At 66.6% G+C, this 16,717-nt stretch carries 13 protein-coding genes; 5 read left to right on the top strand and 8 right to left on the bottom strand.

The features are described 5' to 3' along the window. Nucleotides 1-134 precede the first annotated feature (134 nt). The 3 genes from ABT392_RS09060 to ABT392_RS09070 are packed head-to-tail and all read right to left on the bottom strand — an operon-like array spanning nt 135 to nt 3,356. Nucleotides 135-1,967, bottom strand: coding sequence for a hypothetical protein (locus ABT392_RS09060; RefSeq protein ID WP_395385973.1), 1,833 nt, complete (start codon nt 1,965-1,967; stop codon nt 135-137). Then, nucleotides 1,960-2,919: an ABC transporter ATP-binding protein gene (locus ABT392_RS09065; RefSeq protein WP_395385972.1), complete on the bottom strand. Its 960-nt coding sequence runs from the start codon at nt 2,917-2,919 to the stop codon at nt 1,960-1,962. Before ABT392_RS09065 ends, ABT392_RS09060 begins: the two co-directional genes overlap by 8 nt. Before the next feature lie 23 nt (nt 2,920-2,942). Further along, nucleotides 2,943-3,356 (bottom strand): GntR family transcriptional regulator, encoded by a 414-nt coding sequence (locus tag ABT392_RS09070; protein ID WP_334275533.1) that lies wholly within the window; start codon nt 3,354-3,356, stop codon nt 2,943-2,945. 140 nt (nt 3,357-3,496) lie between these two features. Between ABT392_RS09070 and ABT392_RS09075 the strand changes: the two genes are divergently transcribed. Beyond that, nucleotides 3,497-4,006 (top strand): DUF1993 domain-containing protein, encoded by a 510-nt coding sequence (locus ABT392_RS09075; protein ID WP_395385971.1) that lies wholly within the window; start codon nt 3,497-3,499, stop codon nt 4,004-4,006. A 164-nt stretch (nt 4,007-4,170) separates the two neighbouring features. Beyond that, nucleotides 4,171-7,248: an NHL repeat-containing protein gene (locus tag ABT392_RS09080; RefSeq protein WP_395385970.1), complete on the top strand. Its 3,078-nt coding sequence runs from the start codon at nt 4,171-4,173 to the stop codon at nt 7,246-7,248. Nucleotides 7,249-7,252: 4 nt separating this feature from the next. Here ABT392_RS09080 and parC read toward each other — a convergent pair whose 3' ends face one another. From parC to ABT392_RS09105, 5 genes are read right to left on the bottom strand one after another with little or no spacing between them, the layout of a single operon-like run. Continuing rightward, a complete protein-coding gene (parC, locus tag ABT392_RS09085) occupies nt 7,253-9,658 on the bottom strand; it encodes a DNA topoisomerase IV subunit A (protein ID WP_395385969.1) in 2,406 nt (801 codons plus the stop codon). Further along, a complete protein-coding gene (locus tag ABT392_RS09090; protein ID WP_395385968.1) occupies nt 9,655-10,302 on the bottom strand; it encodes a lytic transglycosylase domain-containing protein in 648 nt (215 codons plus the stop codon). Before ABT392_RS09090 ends, parC begins: the two co-directional genes overlap by 4 nt. Beyond that, nucleotides 10,299-10,817: a GNAT family N-acetyltransferase gene (locus ABT392_RS09095; RefSeq protein WP_334275538.1), complete on the bottom strand. Its 519-nt coding sequence runs from the start codon at nt 10,815-10,817 to the stop codon at nt 10,299-10,301. The genes ABT392_RS09090 and ABT392_RS09095 overlap by 4 nt, the downstream gene beginning before the upstream one ends. Then, nucleotides 10,814-11,854 (bottom strand): histone deacetylase family protein, encoded by a 1,041-nt coding sequence (locus tag ABT392_RS09100; RefSeq protein WP_334275539.1) that lies wholly within the window; start codon nt 11,852-11,854, stop codon nt 10,814-10,816. The genes ABT392_RS09095 and ABT392_RS09100 overlap by 4 nt, the downstream gene beginning before the upstream one ends. Nucleotides 11,855-11,856: 2 nt before the next feature. Next, nucleotides 11,857-13,854 carry a DNA topoisomerase IV subunit B gene (locus tag ABT392_RS09105; RefSeq protein ID WP_395385966.1) on the bottom strand — a complete coding sequence of 666 codons (1,998 nt, stop codon included), beginning with the start codon at nt 13,852-13,854 and terminating at the stop codon, nt 11,857-11,859. Nucleotides 13,855-13,935: 81 nt separating this feature from the next. Between ABT392_RS09105 and ABT392_RS09110 the strand changes: the two genes are divergently transcribed. The 3 genes from ABT392_RS09110 to ABT392_RS09120 are packed head-to-tail and all read left to right on the top strand — an operon-like array spanning nt 13,936 to nt 16,706. Beyond that, complete coding sequence (locus tag ABT392_RS09110; protein WP_395385965.1) at nt 13,936-15,345, top strand: amidohydrolase family protein; 1,410 nt, start codon at nt 13,936-13,938, stop codon at nt 15,343-15,345. An 18-nt stretch (nt 15,346-15,363) separates the two neighbouring features. Further along, complete coding sequence (locus ABT392_RS09115; protein ID WP_334275542.1) at nt 15,364-16,587, top strand: MFS transporter; 1,224 nt, start codon at nt 15,364-15,366, stop codon at nt 16,585-16,587. Beyond that, the gene (locus ABT392_RS09120) at nt 16,584-16,706 is read left to right on the top strand and encodes a hypothetical protein (protein ID WP_395385964.1); all 123 of its coding nucleotides are present in this window, start codon (nt 16,584-16,586) and stop codon (nt 16,704-16,706) included. Before ABT392_RS09115 ends, ABT392_RS09120 begins: the two co-directional genes overlap by 4 nt. Nucleotides 16,707-16,717 lie beyond the last annotated feature (11 nt).

Here is a 16,717-nt window from a genome sequence, read left to right on the forward strand (position 1 = left end):
GGGCCGGGGGACACGAGCGCAGGGGAACCCGCTGGCGGCCTGATCTTCGACCAACAGAGGAACAAGAAAACGAATGGCAGCAATGTGCCGTCAAGAGACATCCCTGAAATTCGGCGATGAACCATTTGCTTCGTTCATGCCGCCATGCGATGCGCGGCCTGCAAGCCCTGCCGCTGCGCGGCCGGCAACTGACCGGCACGCATCAGGCAGGCTGCCACCAGCAGCGCCGGCAAGCCGATCAGGCTGCAGACAAGGGTCCAGGCAAGACCTGCCCCCAAACCGAGCTGGCGCCGACGTGCCAGCCAGGCACCGGCAAGCGCGGACAGGAGCAGCAGCGAGTAGCCGATGCGTTGGATCTCAAGCGGCGGTATGAGCGGCAGTCCCGCCATCTCGACGCCGTTCTGACTGCGGTGCAAGGCCTCGTCGAGCGCCACAAGCAGCCCATGCTGCAAAGGTGACACCATCCAGTAGATCCAGCTGTAGGCGTCCGCAAAGCTGGGTTTCAACTCGCGCGACAGCAGCTGGCTGACCTGTCCTGCCGTATCGACACGCAGGAGCGTCTGCCAAGGCCGGCTCGGCTCCAACGGTCGACCTTCGAAGATGGAGACAAGCCAGGTGTCGCCCTGCTGGATCACTTCGACATTGCGCAGGTCGCGCACTCCATGTGCAAGTGCCAGCCGCCACCGCGGCGCACCGCCCTTGTCCACGAGCAGCAGCTCCCGGTTGCTGAGCAGCAGGCTCTCCTGCGCCGCGCCCAGCGCTTCAGGCAGGGCGACAAAGCGGTCCTGCGCATCAGGAAGCAGCAGCACGCGCTGCAGCCGCTGGCCACCAGGCTCCGGCCGCAAAAGCTCCGCGCCGTCAGCCAGCCAGCGGCCCATGGGCAAGAGCGGCTGCTCGAAGCGCTGTGCCTCGGGCACCGGTCCGACCGGCTCAAGCAAGCCCTGGCGGCCCAGGCGCGCCACCTGCCGGCCGTTGTTGTCGAAGGCCAGGTAGACCTGCTCGGCGTGGCTGTACTCCATGCGCCAGCCACGCTCGGCCCAGCCCCAGCTCAGCGATTTGCGCCGCCCGGGCTGGAAGCGCACCGGCATGCGGTCGAATTCCGGGCCCAGGCTGGCTGCAGGCCAGGCCTTCCATTGCGCCGCGTCGACAGTGCGCCCCTCGGCCTGGCCCAGTGCCTCGGCCAGCCGGGCACGCGGATTCAGGCGTTGCAAGGCCTCATAGCTACCGGCCGGCGGCTGCCGCTCGAACTGCGGATGCACGCCGGTCGCCGCCATCGCCGCCTGCGTGGCCAGCGAACTGCCGATCTGCATCAACACCGTCACGGCCAGCACCATCGGCAGGCCCAGCAGCACGGGCGTAGACCAGCCTCGGGGCATGCTGGCCAGGTCGGGCTTGAACACCCGCTGCAGCGCGGCGAGCAGCCACAGCACCAGGCCCGCCATTGGCAGCAGCAGCCAGGGCAAGGCCAGGAAGTCGGCAATCAGGAGAAAGGGGCTCATCAGCATCAGCAAGGCCCAGCGGCCAGGCGCCAGCAAGGCGATAGCCGCCGCCAGATAGCCCGCCATCGCCAGCAGCCAGGCCTGCACCGCCAAGCCGAGCTGCCATGTCTCGACCAGGCCGCCCGAGAGGCTGGCGACCGGCAATGCCAGCGCCACGGGCAGCAGCACCACGGCGACCAGCAGGAGCGCCGCAGCGCCCACCAGGCTCAGCATCAGTCGCTGCGGCGGCACCGGACGGTGCAGCAGATTCATCCAGGCGTTGGGACGGCTATGGCCCCACATCTGCCAGGCGCCCAGCAACTGCCCCACGACGACAAAGACACCACCGATCACCACCAGCAAGCCGATATTGGGCTGGGCCATGTCGGTCATGCGGCACAGATAGGACAGGCCGGCCAGGTTCAGGAACGCAAGGCCCAGCGCCCAGCCGCGGTAGCGGCGCATTTCAGCGAGCATCAACTCAGGCATGGACCGCCTCCTTGGATTCATTCGTCTTCTGGCGGCGCGGCGCCGCATGGTTCTTGGCCAGGAAGGCATTGACAGCCCGATCCAGGCCCACGTCAGCACTGACGGCGCGACGGGCGCCGAGTTCCTTGAGTGCCGCAGCCACCGTCGCCTCGTCCTGATCGAGCAGGAGCAGATGTGTGATGCCGTCGAGGACCTGGCTCTGAAGATAGCCGGGCAGGCCTCGCAGGTCTGGCGCATTGAACGGGAACTCGATCTGCCAGAGACGCACGCGCTGGCAGAAATCGTCCGGGCTGGACTGGTGGCGCAGTTCACCGCGCTCCAGCACCACGAGCTGGTCGGCGATGCGCTCGACCTCTTCCATCTGGTGCGAGCAATAGACGATGGTTGCCCCGCCCTGCTGACCGCTGAACAGCAATGCCTCCAGGAAGGCGCGCTTGGACACCACGTCCAGGCCCAGGGTCGGCTCATCCAGGATCAGCAGTTCGGGCTGCTGCGCCAGGGCCAGGGCCAGGCTCAGGCCGGCGCGCTCGCCGCGCGAGAGTTCGCTGACCCGCTGATGCAGCTCCACATTGAAATGCCCCAGCACCTCCTCAAGCATCGCCTCCTGCCAGCGCGCAATGCCCGGCGCGGCATAGAGGCGCCGCTGCATGCGGATCAATTGCTCCACGCCCATCCAGCCAGGCAGGCTGTGCTCCTCGTTCACGAAGCCGATGCGTGCGCGCTCGGCCGGGCCCAGCGCCTGGCTGTCCACACCCAGGACGCGGGCGCTGCCGCTGCTCGGTGCCATGAAGCCCAGCAGGATGCGGAACAGCGTGGACTTGCCAGCGCCATTGGCGCCGACGATGGCATGCACACCGCCGCGCGGCAGCCGCAGATTCAATTCATTCAAGGCCTTCTTGCCCTTGCCGAAGCTGCGGCACAGCGCCTCGGTTTCGATCAGCCAGTCACTCATCTGAACTCCTCTCGGCACCGCTGTCAGGCACGCTTGCGCGGCTGGCTGAGCAAGGCCAGCTCGTCGGCGAGCTGGCCCAGCATCTGCTCGGGCGTGAAGTCCAGGCCCACCACGTCGCCGACAAAGCGGTCGCAGGCCGCATCGAGCCGGCGCTGCTGCTCCTGGGAAGACAGCCGTTGCCGAGGCTCGGCCACAAACAGGCCGAGGCCGGGGCGCGCATCCAGCCAGCCTTCGGCAGTCAGCTCCTGATAGGCCTTGGCGACCGTGTTCGGATTGATCAGGAGCTGCTGGGCCAGGCCGCGCACGCTGGGCAGCATGTCGCCCACCACCAGTTCGCCGGCCGCGACCTGGCGCCGGATCGCGTCGACGATCTGCCGCGTGATCGGGCGCGAGTCGCCGGGCGCGATGTCGAGTATCAAAGGGGTCTGGCGTGGCATGGCCGTCCTTGCTGTACTAGTTCAATGAGTACAGTTTAGACAAACTTGGGCGCCTACCGTGGTGCTGGAAGTCATACGCTGCGGTGAAAGCCCTGCTGAGAGAATGTTGGCCTCTCTCCTTCTCTACAGAAACCCACGCCATGCAGCCCCAAATCCACGCCGCCTCAGTTCCCGTTTTCAAGCAGATGCTGGGCGCCCTGAGCGAAGTGCTGGCCAAGGCCGAGGCCCATGCCACGGCGCGCAACATCGAGCCGGCCGCTCTTCTGCAGGCGCGCCTCTTCCCCGACATGTTTGCCCTGGTGCGCCAGGTCCAGGTGGCCTGCGACTTTGCGGCCGGTGTCAGCGCCCGCCTGGCTGGCGCCGAGGTGCCGAGCTATGAGGCGACCGAGCAGAGCTTTGCCGACCTGCAGACCCGCATCGCCAAGACCCTGGCCTTCATCGAAGGCCTGGATGCGGCGCAGTTTGCCGAAGCCGCCACGCGCGAGATCGTGATCCGCCCCGGCACCCCGAAGGAGCGCAGCTTCGCCGGCCAGGCCTATCTACTGCACTACGGCCTGCCGCAGTTCTTCTTCCACGTGGCCACCGCCTACGGCCTGATGCGCCACAACGGCGTTGAAGTGGGCAAGAAGGACTACATGGGCACCTACTGAACCTGGCGCGATCCAGCCCGTCCGAATGGCCTGCACCTTGCAGGCCATTTTTCTTCTGAAGGACTGATTGCTCAGTACTTGTCCCCGGGGACGTGGGGAGGGAACAGCACAAAGTCACGGCAAAATGCGGCCGGCAAAAAACATAGTTTTCCAGGGAGGACTGGATGCCTGACCACGACCGGCCGTGCGCGTCGCTGCGCCGCTTTCTTTTCCTTGCGCTGCTCGCCCTCGGCCTGGCGGCATGCGGCGGGGGCGGCAGCTCCGGCTCCGGCACTACCAGCCCACCACCGGCGCTGCTCGTGGCGCCAAGCATCGCCACCGCGCCTCAGGACGCCAGCGTCGCCGATGGTGCGACAGCGAGCTTCCGTGTGGTCGCCATTGGGACCGGCCCATTTACCTACCAGTGGCAGCTGAACGGAAGCAACCTTGCCGGCGCCACGCAGGCCAGCTACACGACCGCTGCGCTCACGGCAGCGGACGTTGGCAACAAATATCAGGTGATCGTCGCCGGTCCGGGCGGCAGCATCACGAGCGCCGCCGCCAGCGTGAACATCAAGTTCGTTCCGATCACGATCGCCCAGCAGCCCGCGTCCAGCACGCTGCTCGAGGGTCGGACAGCCAGCTTCACCGTCCAGGCCACCGGCAGCGGACCTATCCGCTATCAGTGGCTGCGCAACGGCAGCAACCTGCCAGGCGCCACCGGCGCCAGCTACACGACCGCGGCCTTGACCGTTGATGAAACCGGCGCGAAGTACCAGGTGGAATTGAGCAACCCGGCCGGCGTGGTGCGCAGCGAAATCGCTGCCCTGACGGTCACGCCCGCCATCCCGGTTTTCGCGATCCAGCCGACCAACCAGACCGTCGCCGAACGCGATGGCGTCACGCTGACTGCCGCAGCGACAAGCAGTGTGCTGGTCAGCTATCAATGGAAGCGCAACGGTCAGAACATCGACGGCGCCACTTCCGCCACCTTCAGCTTCACCGCGACGATGGCGGAGAACGGGCAGCGCTTCACCCTTGTCGCAAGCAATGTCGCCGGCAGCATCGAGAGCCAGGCGGCGCTCATCTCGGTCAATCCATTGGCAGCGAGCTTCAAGCTGCAGCCACAGAACGCCAGTCTTTCGACGGGCGGCAGCGCAACCTTCACAGCGAGAGCGGAGGCCAGCGTGCCGCTGAGCTACCAGTGGCAAAGAAGCGTGGATTTCGACAGGAGCTGGCAGGCCATCGCGGGCGCCAACGAGACGACCTATCGCCTCAGCAACGTCACCCTGGCGGACAAATCTTCCTTCGTCCGGCTGGCCGCCAGCAACGGGCAGTCAACGACCTACAGCGAGCCGGCGCTCGTGGCTGTGCAGGCCAACGTTCAGGTGATCACCGGCCGGCTGGGCGGGGCGGGCAATGCGGACGGCAGCTCTTCTCAGGTCCGCTTTGCCGGCATCTCGGCACTGGCTCTGGATCCCTGGGGCAATGTCCATGTGAGCGACGGCAACACCATCAGGTTGTATTCGCAGGACGGACAGGTGTCGGTCTATGCCGGCAAGCCAGGGATTTCCAGCCGCCGCGACGGCCGGCTCGCAGACGCCACCTTCCAGGGCATCACCGCGCTGGCCTGCGCGAGCGACGGCTCGATCTACGTGGCCGAGCAGCAAACCGTTCGCAAGATTTCAGCCGACGGCTTGGTGACGACACTGGCCGGTTCCGATGTGATCGGCAGCACAGACGGCAAGGGCGCCGAAGCCAGCTTCACGCTCCTGGTCGGCATGACGCTGGATGCCGTCGGCGTTCTCTACGTGACCGACGGGCACACCGTGCGCAAGATCAGCGCCGACGGCCTTGTCACGACCATCGCAGGCAGGCCCAAGGAAGTCGTCGTGAGGGACGGTCGCGGCACCGCAGCGTCCTTTGGCAGCCCCGGCGCCATCGTCAAGGGGGCGACGGGCGAGCTGTTCGTCACTGACGGAACGGCCATCCGCCGCATCGACAGCTCTGGCAATGTCAGCCGCTACGCAGGCGAGTACGACGTGCTAAATGCAGCCGTCGACGGCGAGCGCCTGAACGCCCGTTTCGACAGGCCGAACGGCCTGGCCATTGACGCGAGCGGCAGGCTTTGGGTGCTTGAGCGTTCGCGGGTTGTGCGCATTGATCAATACGGCTACGCGCAAACCATCGCCGGCATCGGTTCTCCCTACCTCTATGGTGACACTCCCCTGGACGGAAAGGGGGACCAGGCGCGCTTTCGCAATGCCAACAAGATCATTCGTGTCGGCAGCGACAGCTTCGTGATTGCGGACAACGGCCAGGCGCTGCGCGGTCTCACCGCGGATGGCACTGTCAACACACTGGCTGGACAGGCGGTACAAGCAGGCAAGGCCGACGGCAGTCTTGCGGCGGCCACCTTCAACAACCCGCGCGGCTTGCTTCCCATGCCCGATGGGTCGGTCCTGGTGGCCGACACCGACAACAGCCGCATCCGTCGCCTTGGCAACGACGGCCTGGTGAGCACCTTTGCCGGCAGCGACAGCGGCAACAAGGATGGCACGGGCACACAGGCGCGCTTCAAGCAACCAATCGCGCTCACGCGCGACGCAAGCGGCAACGTCTATGTCGCAGACGCGCAGGCCGCCATTCGCAAGATCACGCCATCGGGTGTGGTGAGCACCCTGCCCGGCACTGACAAGGACTTCCCAGGCGCCAAGGGCATTGCCGTTGATTCAAGTGGCGCGGTCTATGCGCTCGTCGGCTGTCGGGTCATCAAGCTCACAAGCGGGGGGCAGCTCAGCACCCTGGCCGGCAGCAGCACGGCCTGCGGAAACGCTGATGGTGAAGGTGCGCAGGCCAGGTTCGGTGCGCTTGAAGGCCTGGTGCTGGACGGCCAGGGCCGCCTGTTCGTGACCGACGGCAGCAACGCCATTCGCCGCATCGAACCCGACGGCCGTGTCAGCACGGTGGCCGGCGTCAGCGACTCGCCCGGCTACATAGACAATGAAGTTCCCAAGGCCCGGTTCAACGGCCTGGGCTCTTTGGCCATCGATGCCCATGGCAACCTCTATGTCGCAGACAAGGGCAACAGTGCAATCCGGCGCATCACGCCGGCTGGCTTTGTCCACACAGTGGTGGGGCGCTACGGGGTGCAGGCCCTGCAGCCGGGCCTAGATGGCGCGATCAATATTCCCTATGGCCTGGCCGTCCGCCCCAATGGCCGCCTGATCTTCATTTCAGAACAGGCCATCGCCAGCGACTGACCGGTCAAGCCGCCAACACGCGCAAGACCTTCTTGAAGCCTTCGACCGCCTTGCCCTTGCGCGCCCGCTTGCTGGCATAGCCGGCCAGCGTCGCGCCCTTCAGCAGCTCGTCCTTGAGCTTGTCGCCCCGGCCCAGGCCCAGCACCTGCAAGGCCGTGGTGAAGGCGGCCACGCTGATGAGCGCATCCTTGGGTTCCAGGTCGATCAAGGTCAGGCCACGGCCGCCCTTGGGCTGGTGCTTGAGCTCATCCAGCGCGTAGGTCAGCAAACGGCCGTTGAGTGACAGGCAGGCAAGCTGCTGCCCCAACATATCGCCCTGCGGCACGGCGGCGGGCGGCAAGGGCTTCTCTTCGCCTTCCAGCGACAGGAAGGTCTTGCCGGCCTTCTGGCGGCCGACGAGATCACCCACTTGCGCGATCAGGCCGAAGCCGCCGGTGCCGGCCAGCACCAGTCGCTGCGTGGCACCCGCAGCGTAGTAATGCGCGATCTGCGTGCCGCTTTCCAGCTCGATCATGGTGGTGATGGGCGTGCCGTCCCCGCGGCCGCCAGGCAGCAAGGACACAGGCACTGAATAGACGCGGCCGTTCGTGCCGAACACGATCAACGGGTCCACGCTGCGGCAGGGGAAAGTGCCGTAGAGCTGGTCGCCTGACTTGAAGCTCAGGGCCGCCGAGTCCACCTCGTGGCCCTTCAAGGCCCTCACCCAGCCCTTCATCGAGACGACCACGGTCACCGGCTCGTCGACGATCTTTACTTCGGCGCTGGCACGCTTCTCTTCCTGGATCAGGGTGCGGCGGTCGTCGCCGAATTGCTTCGCATCGGCCTCGATTTCCTTGACCACGGTGCGCTTGAGCACACCCGGGTTGCCGAGAATGTCCTGCAGCTTGGCCTGCTCCTCGCGCAGCTTGGCCAGCTCCTGTTCGATCTTGATGGCTTCCAGGCGCGCCAGCTGGCGCAGGCGGATTTCGAGAATGTCCTCGGCCTGGCGGTCACTCAAGCGGAAGTGCTCGATCAGCGCCGGCTTGGGCTCATCGCTCTCGCGAATGATGCGAATGACCTCGTCGATGTTCAGCAGCACCTGCTGCCGCCCTTCGAGGATGTGGATGCGGTCGTTGACCTTCTGCAGCCGGTGCTCGGTGCGGCGCTGCACCGTGGCCAGGCGGTAGCCCAGCCATTCCGTGATGATCTGGCGCAGGTTCTTCTGCGTCGGCCGGCCGTCGCCACCGATCATGGTCAGGTTGACCGAGGCCGAGCTCTCCAGGCTGGTCTGCGCCAGCAGGGTATTGATCAGGTCCTGCTGCTCGACGGTGCGGCTCTTGGGCTCGAACACCAGGCGCACCGGCGCGTCCTTGCTGGACTCGTCGCGCACGCAGTCCAGCACCGCCAGCAACGAGGCCTTGAGCTGCATCTGCTCCTGAGTGAGCGCCTTCTTGCCGGCCTTGACCTTGGGATTGGTGAGTTCCTCGATCTCTTCCAGCACCTTCTGCGAGCTGGTGCCATGCGGCAGCTCGTTCACCACCAGTTGCCATTGGCCGCGGGCCAGGTCTTCGATCTTCCAGCGCGCACGCAGCTTGAAGCTGCCACGGCCGCTGGCATAGGCCGAGCGGATGTCGTCAGCGCTGCTGATCAGCTGCCCGCCGCCGGGGAAGTCGGGGCCGGGCAACAAGGTGTAGAGCTCGTCGTCCGACAGCTTCTCGTTCTTGAGCAAAGCCACAGCCGCAGCAGCCACTTCGCGCAGGTTGTGGCTGGGCACCTCGGTGGCCAGGCCCACGGCAATGCCGGAGGCGCCGTTGAGCAGCACGAAAGGCAAGCGCGCCGGCAACTGGCGCGGCTCTTCGGTCGAGCCGTCGTAGTTGGGCACCAGGTCCACCGTGCCTTCGTCGATCTCGTCCATCAGCAGCCGGGCGATGGGCGCCAGGCGTGCTTCGGTGTATCGCATCGCGGCGGCACCGTCGCCATCGCGGCTGCCGAAGTTGCCGTGGCCGTCGATCAGCGGATAGCGCTGGCTGAAGTCCTGCGCCATGCGCACCAGGGCGTCGTAGACCGACTGGTCGCCATGCGGATGGAAGCGGCCCAGCACATCACCCACCACGCGCGCGCCCTTCACCGGCTTGGCGCCGGTGTTGCCCGAAAAGGAGAGGCCCATGCGCTCCATCGAGTACAGGATGCGGCGCTGCACCGGCTTCTGGCCGTCGCACACGTCCGGCAGGGCGCGGCCCTTGACCACAGAGAGTGCGTATTCCAGATAGGCCTGGCGCGCGTAGTCGGCCAGGGTCAGGCTGGTGCCGTCGTCCTCAGCGGGCGGCTCGGGCGGCAGTGGCGGCGGTGGCGGGGAAGGAGGCGACGGTGGCGCCGGAGGCTGGTCCGCGTCGAAATCGAAGGAAAGGTTCTGCTCGTTGTGCTCGGTCATCGGGGACTGCCGTGAATTTTCAGGCGCTGGGCGGTGGCGGGCAGGCTGCGTTGCAGCAGCGCCCAGTACAGCTCCAGCACCAGATGGACATGGGCCTGGGTCTCGGCGATGTCGGGCATGCGGCCGCCATTGCGGCGCACCGTGCCTTCGCCGGCGTTCCAGGCCGCCAGGGCCGCGTCGATGCGGCCGAATTTCTTGATCAGGCCGGCGAGCATCTGCGCGCCGGTGTGGATGTTGTGACGCGGCTCGAGGAGCCGCTGCTGCTGGTCGGCCGGCGCCATGATCTGCATGAGTCCAACCGCACCGCGCGGCGACACCGCATCGCGCTTGAAGCCCGACTCGACGGCGATCACCGCCTTCAGGAGCTCCAAGTCGACGCCATGCTTGCCGGCCGCCTCGCGCAGCCAGGGCTGCACCGCCTTGACCTCGGGCGCGAATTCCAGCCAGGTGAGGAGTTCATGGCTGCCGTCCAGCTTGCCCGGCACGCGGCCGACTTCGCCGCGCCCCATCACCAGGCTGTAGCGGCCATCGAGCTGCTGTTGCGCGAGGTGGGCCACGCCGTTCGCGTCGACATAGCCCCACAACTGCGCCTGCGCTGATGCGGCAAACAGGCTCAGCGCCAGGGCGACGAGCGGGCGACTCAAGCGCCCTCCTCGCCCAGTGCCACGCGGGCCTGGTATTCGCGGTCCAGCATCGACATCACGATCAGGCTGTCGTAGCCGTCAGCGCCCAGCACCTTGACGCTTTCCCGCAAGCGGCCTTCCTCAACAAAGCCCTCATCGCGGTAGAGCTCTTGCGCCCGCACATTGAGGCCCTTGACGTCGAGCCAGAAGCGGTGCGCCTGCAGCTGCGTGAAGGCCAGCTTCTTCAATTGCCGCACGCACGCCCGGCCGATTCCCTGGCCCTTCGGGCCCAGCACGATGCGCTTGAGCTCCACCGAACGGTTCGGATTGCGGCAGCCCTGCAGGATCACGAAGCCGGCGCGCTCACTTCCCTCTCCCACTTCAACGATGAAGTGGCGGGAGTCAGGAAAGCGGATCGCCCCCTCATGCTGCGTGCGCTCCCAGGGCGTGATGAAGGGCAGGTTCGAGCCGTCCTGCTCAACCGAGACGACATAGTCCAGGTCCGACAGCATCGTGGGCCGCAGATGCACTCTCACGGCCGGCGCTCCTCGAAACCGCGCAGCACGGCCACCACGTTGTGCCCGATGGCTTCGGTGGCGTATCCGCCTTCCTGGAGGAACAGCGTCCTGGGCGCACCAAACGCTGCAATGCGCTGGCCGAGCTGGCCGAACTCGAGCCGGTCGAGCTTGAAATGCGAGATCGGGTCGTGCGCATAGGTGTCCACACCCAGCGACACGATCAGCAGGTCGGGCGCATAGCGGGCCAGTGGTGCCAGGGCCTCTTCGAGCGCGGCAAACCAGGCTTCGTTGCTGCTGCCGGAGGGCAACGGAACGTTCGCATTGAAGCCCAGCCCCGCGCCGGCGCCGCGCTCATCGGCATGGCCGAGGAAGAACGGGTATTCGGTGCGCGGATCGCCATGCACGCTGGCATAGAACACGTCGCTGCGCTCGTAGAAGATGGCCTGCGTGCCGTTGCCGTGGTGGTAGTCCACGTCGAGGATGGCCACGCGGGAGAGGCCCCGGTCGAGCGCCGCCTGCGCGGCCACCGCCGCGTTGTTGATGAAGCAGTAACCGCCGAAGAAATCGGCGCCCGCGTGGTGGCCGGGCGGGCGCGTCAGCACATAGGCTCTGCCTTCATCCCCCAGCGCCAGGTCGAGGCCAGTCAGCGCGGCTTGCGCGCCCCAGTACGAAGCCTCCCAGCTGCCGGCGGTCAACGGCGTGCCGCTGTCCATCGAGTACAGGCCCATGCGGGCCGCAAAGCTGGCCGGCTCCACGTCTGAGCGCAGGCTGCGCACCGGCCAGACGGCCGGGAAGGCGTCGCCCTCGCCGCCCAGCGCCAGCCACTCGGCATGCGCGCCCTGGATGAAGCGCAGATAGGCCGGCGCGTGCACCCGTTCCAGTGGCGCAAGCCCATGGTCAACGGGATTCAGGATCTCCCCGAACTGCGCGGCCTGCACCGCCTGCAGCACATAGTCCGCCCGGGCCGGCACCTCGAAGGCAGGCACCAGCCGGCCGCGGAAGAACTCGTGCGTGGCGGCATGCGCAGCGTGCCGCTGGTTGTAGACAGTCCGCATGCCTAAATATCGACTTCAACCGAGTCGCCGTGGATTTCCATCAGCTCGCGGCGCGAGGCGGCTTCGCCCTTGCCCATCAGCTTGTTCATCGCGTCCTCGGTCTGCGGCACGTCGAACAGGCCGAAGCGGATCACGGCCAGGCGGCGGGTCTCGGGGTTCAGCGTCGTGTCCCAGAGCTGCTCGGCGCTCATCTCGCCCAGGCCCTTGAAGCGGCTGATGCTCCAGGAGTTGTCGCGGGCACCCTCCTTGCGCAGCTTGTCGAGCGTGGCGGTGAGTTCGCCCTCGTCCAGAGCATAGAGCTTCGCGGCCGGCTTCTTGCCGCGCGCCGGCGCATCGACGCGGTACAGCGGCGGCCGCGCCACATACACATGGCCCAGCTCCACGAGCTTGGGGAAATGGCGGAAGAACAGCGTCAGCAAGAGCACCTGGATGTGCGAGCCGTCCACGTCGGCGTCCGAGAGGATGCAGATCTTGCCGTAGCGCAGGCCGCTCAAGTCGGGCGAATCATTCTTGCCGTGCGGGTCCACGCCGATGGCGACCGAGATGTCGTGGATCTCGTTGTTCTTGAACAAGAGGTCCCGCTCGACCTCCCAGGAATTCAAGACCTTGCCGCGCAGCGGCAGGATGGCCTGCGTTTCCTTGTCCCGGCCCATCTTGGCGCTGCCGCCGGCCGAGTCGCCTTCGACCAGGAACAGCTCGTTCAGGTTCAGGTCACGGCTCTCGCAGTCGGTCAGCTTGCCCGGCAGCACGGCCACGCCGGAGCCCTTGCGCTTCTCGACCTTCTGGCTGGCGCGCTGGCGCGTCTGCGCCTGCTTGATCACCAGCTCGGCGAGCTTCTTGCCATGCTCGACATGCTGGTTGAGCCAGAGCTCCAGCTGCGGCTTCACGAAGGCCGAGACCAGGCGCAGGGCATCGCGCGAGTTCAGGCGCTCCTTGGTCTGGCCCTGGAACTGCGGGTCCAGCACCTTGGCAGAGAGCACGAAGCTGGCGCGCGAAAACACGTCGTCGGGCATCAGCTTGACGCCCTTCGGTGTCAGGCTGTGCATCTCGATGAAGCCCTTGACCGCACCAAAGAGGCCATCCTTCAGGCCCGACTCATGCGTGCCGCCAGCCACCGTCGGAATCAAGTTCACATAGCTTTCGCGCACCGGCGCACCTTCCTCGGTGAAGGCCACGCACCAGGAGGCGCCCTCGCCCTCGGTGAAGTTCTCGCTCTCGGCCGAGGTGGCGAACTGCTCGCCCTCGAACAGCGGAATCAGCGGGTCGGCGTTGAGCGTCTGCATCAGGTAGTCGCGCAGGCCGCCCTTGTAAGCCCAAGTCTGCACTTCGCCCGACTTCTCATTCTTCAGCGTCACGGTGACGCCCGGCATCAGCACGGCCTTGCTGCGCAGCAGGTGCACCAGCTCGTTCTTGGGCAGCTCGGCGCTCTCGAAATACTTGGCCTCGGGCCAGACGCGCACGGTCGTGCCCTGCTTGCGGTCGCCCGATTTTGCAGAGGTATCGGCCGGGCGGCTCGTCACCGGCTCGACCACATCGCCATGCTCGAAGGCCAGCTGCGCCACCTGCTTCTCGCGCCAGACCTGCACCTCCAGCCGCTTGGCCAGCGCATTGGTCACCGACACGCCCACGCCGTGCAGGCCGCCCGAGAAGCTGTAGGCGCCGCCCGAGCCCTTGTCGAACTTGCCGCCGGCATGCAGCCGGGTGAACACGATCTCGACGACCGGCACGCCTTCTTCCGGGTGCAGGCCGAAGGGAATGCCGCGGCCGTCGTCGGCCACCGAGACCGAGCCGTCGGCATGCTGCGTCACGTCGATGCGCTTGCCGAAACCGGCCAGCGCCTCGTCGGCCGCGTTGTCTATCACTTCCTGGATCACATGCAGCGGGTTGTCGGTCCGGGTGTACATGCCGGGACGCTGCTTGACCGGCTCGAGGCCCTTGAGGACGCGGATCGAGCCTTCGCCGTATTCGGCGCTGGGGGTACTGCCTTTGGATGTCGCCATGGGCGGCGATTGTAGGGAGGGCGCAAGGCCGGCCCCGCCGGCCGCAGGGCTTAGGATGCGCGCTCTGATTTCTGCCCCAGCATGCGAAGCCTTCTCACCCTGATCTGCCTGGTCCTCCTGACCTTCCCGGCCAGCCCAGCCTTGGCCCAGACGGCGTCGCCCGAGCCCTTCAAGGCCAGCAGCCCCCTGACGCTGGAGCTCAAGAGCGCCCGCTGGTTCGACGGCCAGGCCTTCCAGAAGGCCACACTCTATGTGGTGGACGGCAAGTTCACGCGCAAGAAGCCCAGGAAGGTCCACCGCAGCATGGACCTGCACAGCCAATTCCTGGTGCCGCCCCTGGCCGAGGCGCACAACCACAATCTGCAGAACGCCTGGGGCCTGGAGCACTATGGCCAGCGCTACCTGCAGGACGGCGTGTTCTACAGCGCCCAGCTCTGCGCCGATCCGGCCGGCGCCGAAGCCGCCCGCAGCCAGCTGAACCGCGAAGACAGCGTCGATACGCTGTTCGCCAGCGCCTGCATCACGTCCTCGGACGGCCATCCCCTGGCCCAGTTGCCCCCGGCCGCCCGCAAGGACGACAGCGCCGTCCTGGTGATGGACAGCCCGAGCGAAGCCGAGCGCAAGTGGCCGAAGGTGGCCGAGCGCCGGCCAGACCTGATCAAGATCATCCTCAGCAACCATGAGCGACCCGAGCTGCGTGCCCGGCCCGAACTGAATGGCCGCCTGGGGCTGAACCTGGAAACCGCCACCACGGTCGTGCGGCTGGCGCACCGCGATGGCTTGCGGGTCGTCGCCCATGTCGACAGCCCGGCGGACTTCGACGCGGCCGTCAAGATCGGCGTGGACCTGATCGCCGACCTGCCCGGCTTCTTCAATTCGCTGGGCGAAGACCCCGAACGCCTGGCCCTCAGCCCGGAAGCAGCCGCGCGGGCCGCGCAGGCCAAGGTGGGCGTGATCACGGCCACGGCCGCCACGGCCCTGTTCCCGACTACGCCTGCGCAACTGGAAAAGCTGCGCAGCGTGCAGCGCCGCAACCTGGAGCGGCTCAAGGCTGCGGGTGTGCCCTTGCTGGTCGGCTCCGACGTGTTCACCGGCACGGCCCAGGCCGAGATCAGGCAACTGGCCGAATTCGGCGTCTTCAGCCCCGCCGAGCTGCTGAAGATGGCCACCATGGACACTGCCCAAGCCCTCTATCCCAGGCGCCGCCTTGGCTGCTTCGAGGAAGGCTGCGAAGCCAGCTTCATTCTGCTGGGCAGCGACCCCTTGCAGGATCCGAAGTCCATTGCCACGCCTTTGCTGCGAGTCAAGCAGGGCCGCATCCTGAGCCAGGTCGAAGGCCTGGCGGATGGCAACGACCAGCCCGGCATCAGTACTGACGCACCGGCCGCAAGGAAGAAACCTGCCGCCAAGCCTGCGCCCAAGGAGGCGACGCCCGCCAAAGCCAAGCCTGCCGCCAAGGTCGTCGCACCGGCGTCAGCAAGAAAGTCCTGATCTGGCTACATTGACCCGATGCAAGCCGCCGCAACCACCCCAGCCGCCAAACTCTCCATGACCCAGGTGCTGCTCTGCGGCGCCATGATCGTGACGCTCTCGATGGGCATACGCCACGGCTTCGGCCTGTGGCTGCAGCCGATCACGATGGAGAGGGGCTGGACGCGCGAGACCTTCGCCTTCGCGCTGGCCATCCAGAACATCGCCTGGGGTCTGGCAGGCCCCTTCGCCGGCATGCTGGCCGACCGCTTTGGCGCCTTCAAGGTACTGATCGTCGGCGGCCTGCTCTATTCGCTGGGCCTGGTGCTGATGGCGCTCTCGACCTCGGGCCTGGCCTTCACCGGCAGCGCGGGCTTGCTTGTAGGCATGGCGCAGTCGGGCACCACCTACGCGGTGATCTACGGCGTGATCGGCCGCAACGTGCCGGCCGAGAAGCGCAGCTGGGCCATGGGCGTGGCGGCAGCGGCCGGCTCCTTCGGCCAGTTCCTGATGGTGCCGGTGGAGAACTGGCTGATCTCGGGCACCGGCTGGCAGAACGCCCTTTTCTACCTGGCGCTGGCCGCTCTCCTGATCCTGCCCTTTGCCTTCGGCCTGCGCGAGCCCAAGGCGGCCGGCCCGGTCGGCCACCAGCAATCGATCATGCAGGCCCTGCGCGAAGCCTTCGGCTACCGCAGCTTCCAGCTCCTGATGGCCGGCTATTTTGTCTGCGGCTTCCAGGTCGTCTTCATCGGCGTGCACATGCCCAGCTACCTGAAGGACCACGGCCTCTCGCCGCAAGTGGCCACCTATGCGCTGGCCTTGATCGGCCTCTTCAACGTATTCGGCACCTATGCCGCCGGCTCGCTGGGCCAGCGCATTCCCAAGCGCTACCTGCTCAGCGGCATTTACGCCCTGCGCTCGGTGGCCATCGTGACCTTCCTGATGGCACCGCTGACACCGACGAGCGTCTACATCTTCTCGGCCGTGATGGGCGTGCTTTGGCTCTCCACTGTCCCGCCGACGAACGCGGTGGTGGCACAGATTTTCGGCGTCCAGCACATGTCGATGCTGGGTGGCTTCGTGTTCTTCAGCCACCAGATCGGCAGCTTCCTGGGCGTCTGGCTGGGCGGCAAGCTCTACGACATGTCGGGCAGCTATGACATCGTCTGGTGGCTGGCTGTGGCCTTCGGTGTGATGGCTGCGCTGATCAACCTGCCCGTGCGCGAAACTGCCATCGTCAGGCCCCAGGTGGCCGCTGCATGATGTTCAAGCGCGCGCTGCTCTGGATCGCTGGTGCCGCGGCGCTGGGCCTGGTTTTCATGGCCTATGCCCAGCCTTCGCTGATGCAGCAGATGGCTGACCAGCTGTGGGCCTGCTTTTGAACCTGCGCTTG

The sequence above is a fragment of the Paucibacter sp. JuS9 genome (assembly GCF_044043925.2).
GTDB lineage: Bacteria > Pseudomonadota > Gammaproteobacteria > Burkholderiales > Burkholderiaceae_C > JAUASW01.

Excerpts from the sequence above, each read along its gene's own strand:
- ABT392_RS09060 (WP_395385973.1), bottom strand. The coding sequence starts at position 1,967 with ATGCCTGAGTTGATGCTCGCTGAAATGCGCCGCTACCGCGGCTGGGCG.
- ABT392_RS09065 (WP_395385972.1), bottom strand. The coding sequence starts at position 2,919 with ATGAGTGACTGGCTGATCGAAACCGAGGCGCTGTGCCGCAGCTTCGGC.
- ABT392_RS09070 (WP_334275533.1), bottom strand. The coding sequence starts at position 3,356 with ATGCCACGCCAGACCCCTTTGATACTCGACATCGCGCCCGGCGACTCG.
- ABT392_RS09075 (WP_395385971.1), top strand. The coding sequence starts at position 3,497 with ATGCAGCCCCAAATCCACGCCGCCTCAGTTCCCGTTTTCAAGCAGATG.
- ABT392_RS09080 (WP_395385970.1), top strand. The coding sequence starts at position 4,171 with ATGCCTGACCACGACCGGCCGTGCGCGTCGCTGCGCCGCTTTCTTTTC.
- parC (WP_395385969.1), bottom strand. The coding sequence starts at position 9,658 with ATGACCGAGCACAACGAGCAGAACCTTTCCTTCGATTTCGACGCGGAC.
- ABT392_RS09100 (WP_334275539.1), bottom strand. The coding sequence starts at position 11,854 with ATGCGGACTGTCTACAACCAGCGGCACGCTGCGCATGCCGCCACGCAC.
- ABT392_RS09105 (WP_395385966.1), bottom strand. The coding sequence starts at position 13,854 with ATGGCGACATCCAAAGGCAGTACCCCCAGCGCCGAATACGGCGAAGGC.
- ABT392_RS09110 (WP_395385965.1), top strand. The coding sequence starts at position 13,936 with ATGCGAAGCCTTCTCACCCTGATCTGCCTGGTCCTCCTGACCTTCCCG.
- ABT392_RS09115 (WP_334275542.1), top strand. The coding sequence starts at position 15,364 with ATGCAAGCCGCCGCAACCACCCCAGCCGCCAAACTCTCCATGACCCAG.
- ABT392_RS09120 (WP_395385964.1), top strand. The coding sequence starts at position 16,584 with ATGATGTTCAAGCGCGCGCTGCTCTGGATCGCTGGTGCCGCGGCGCTG.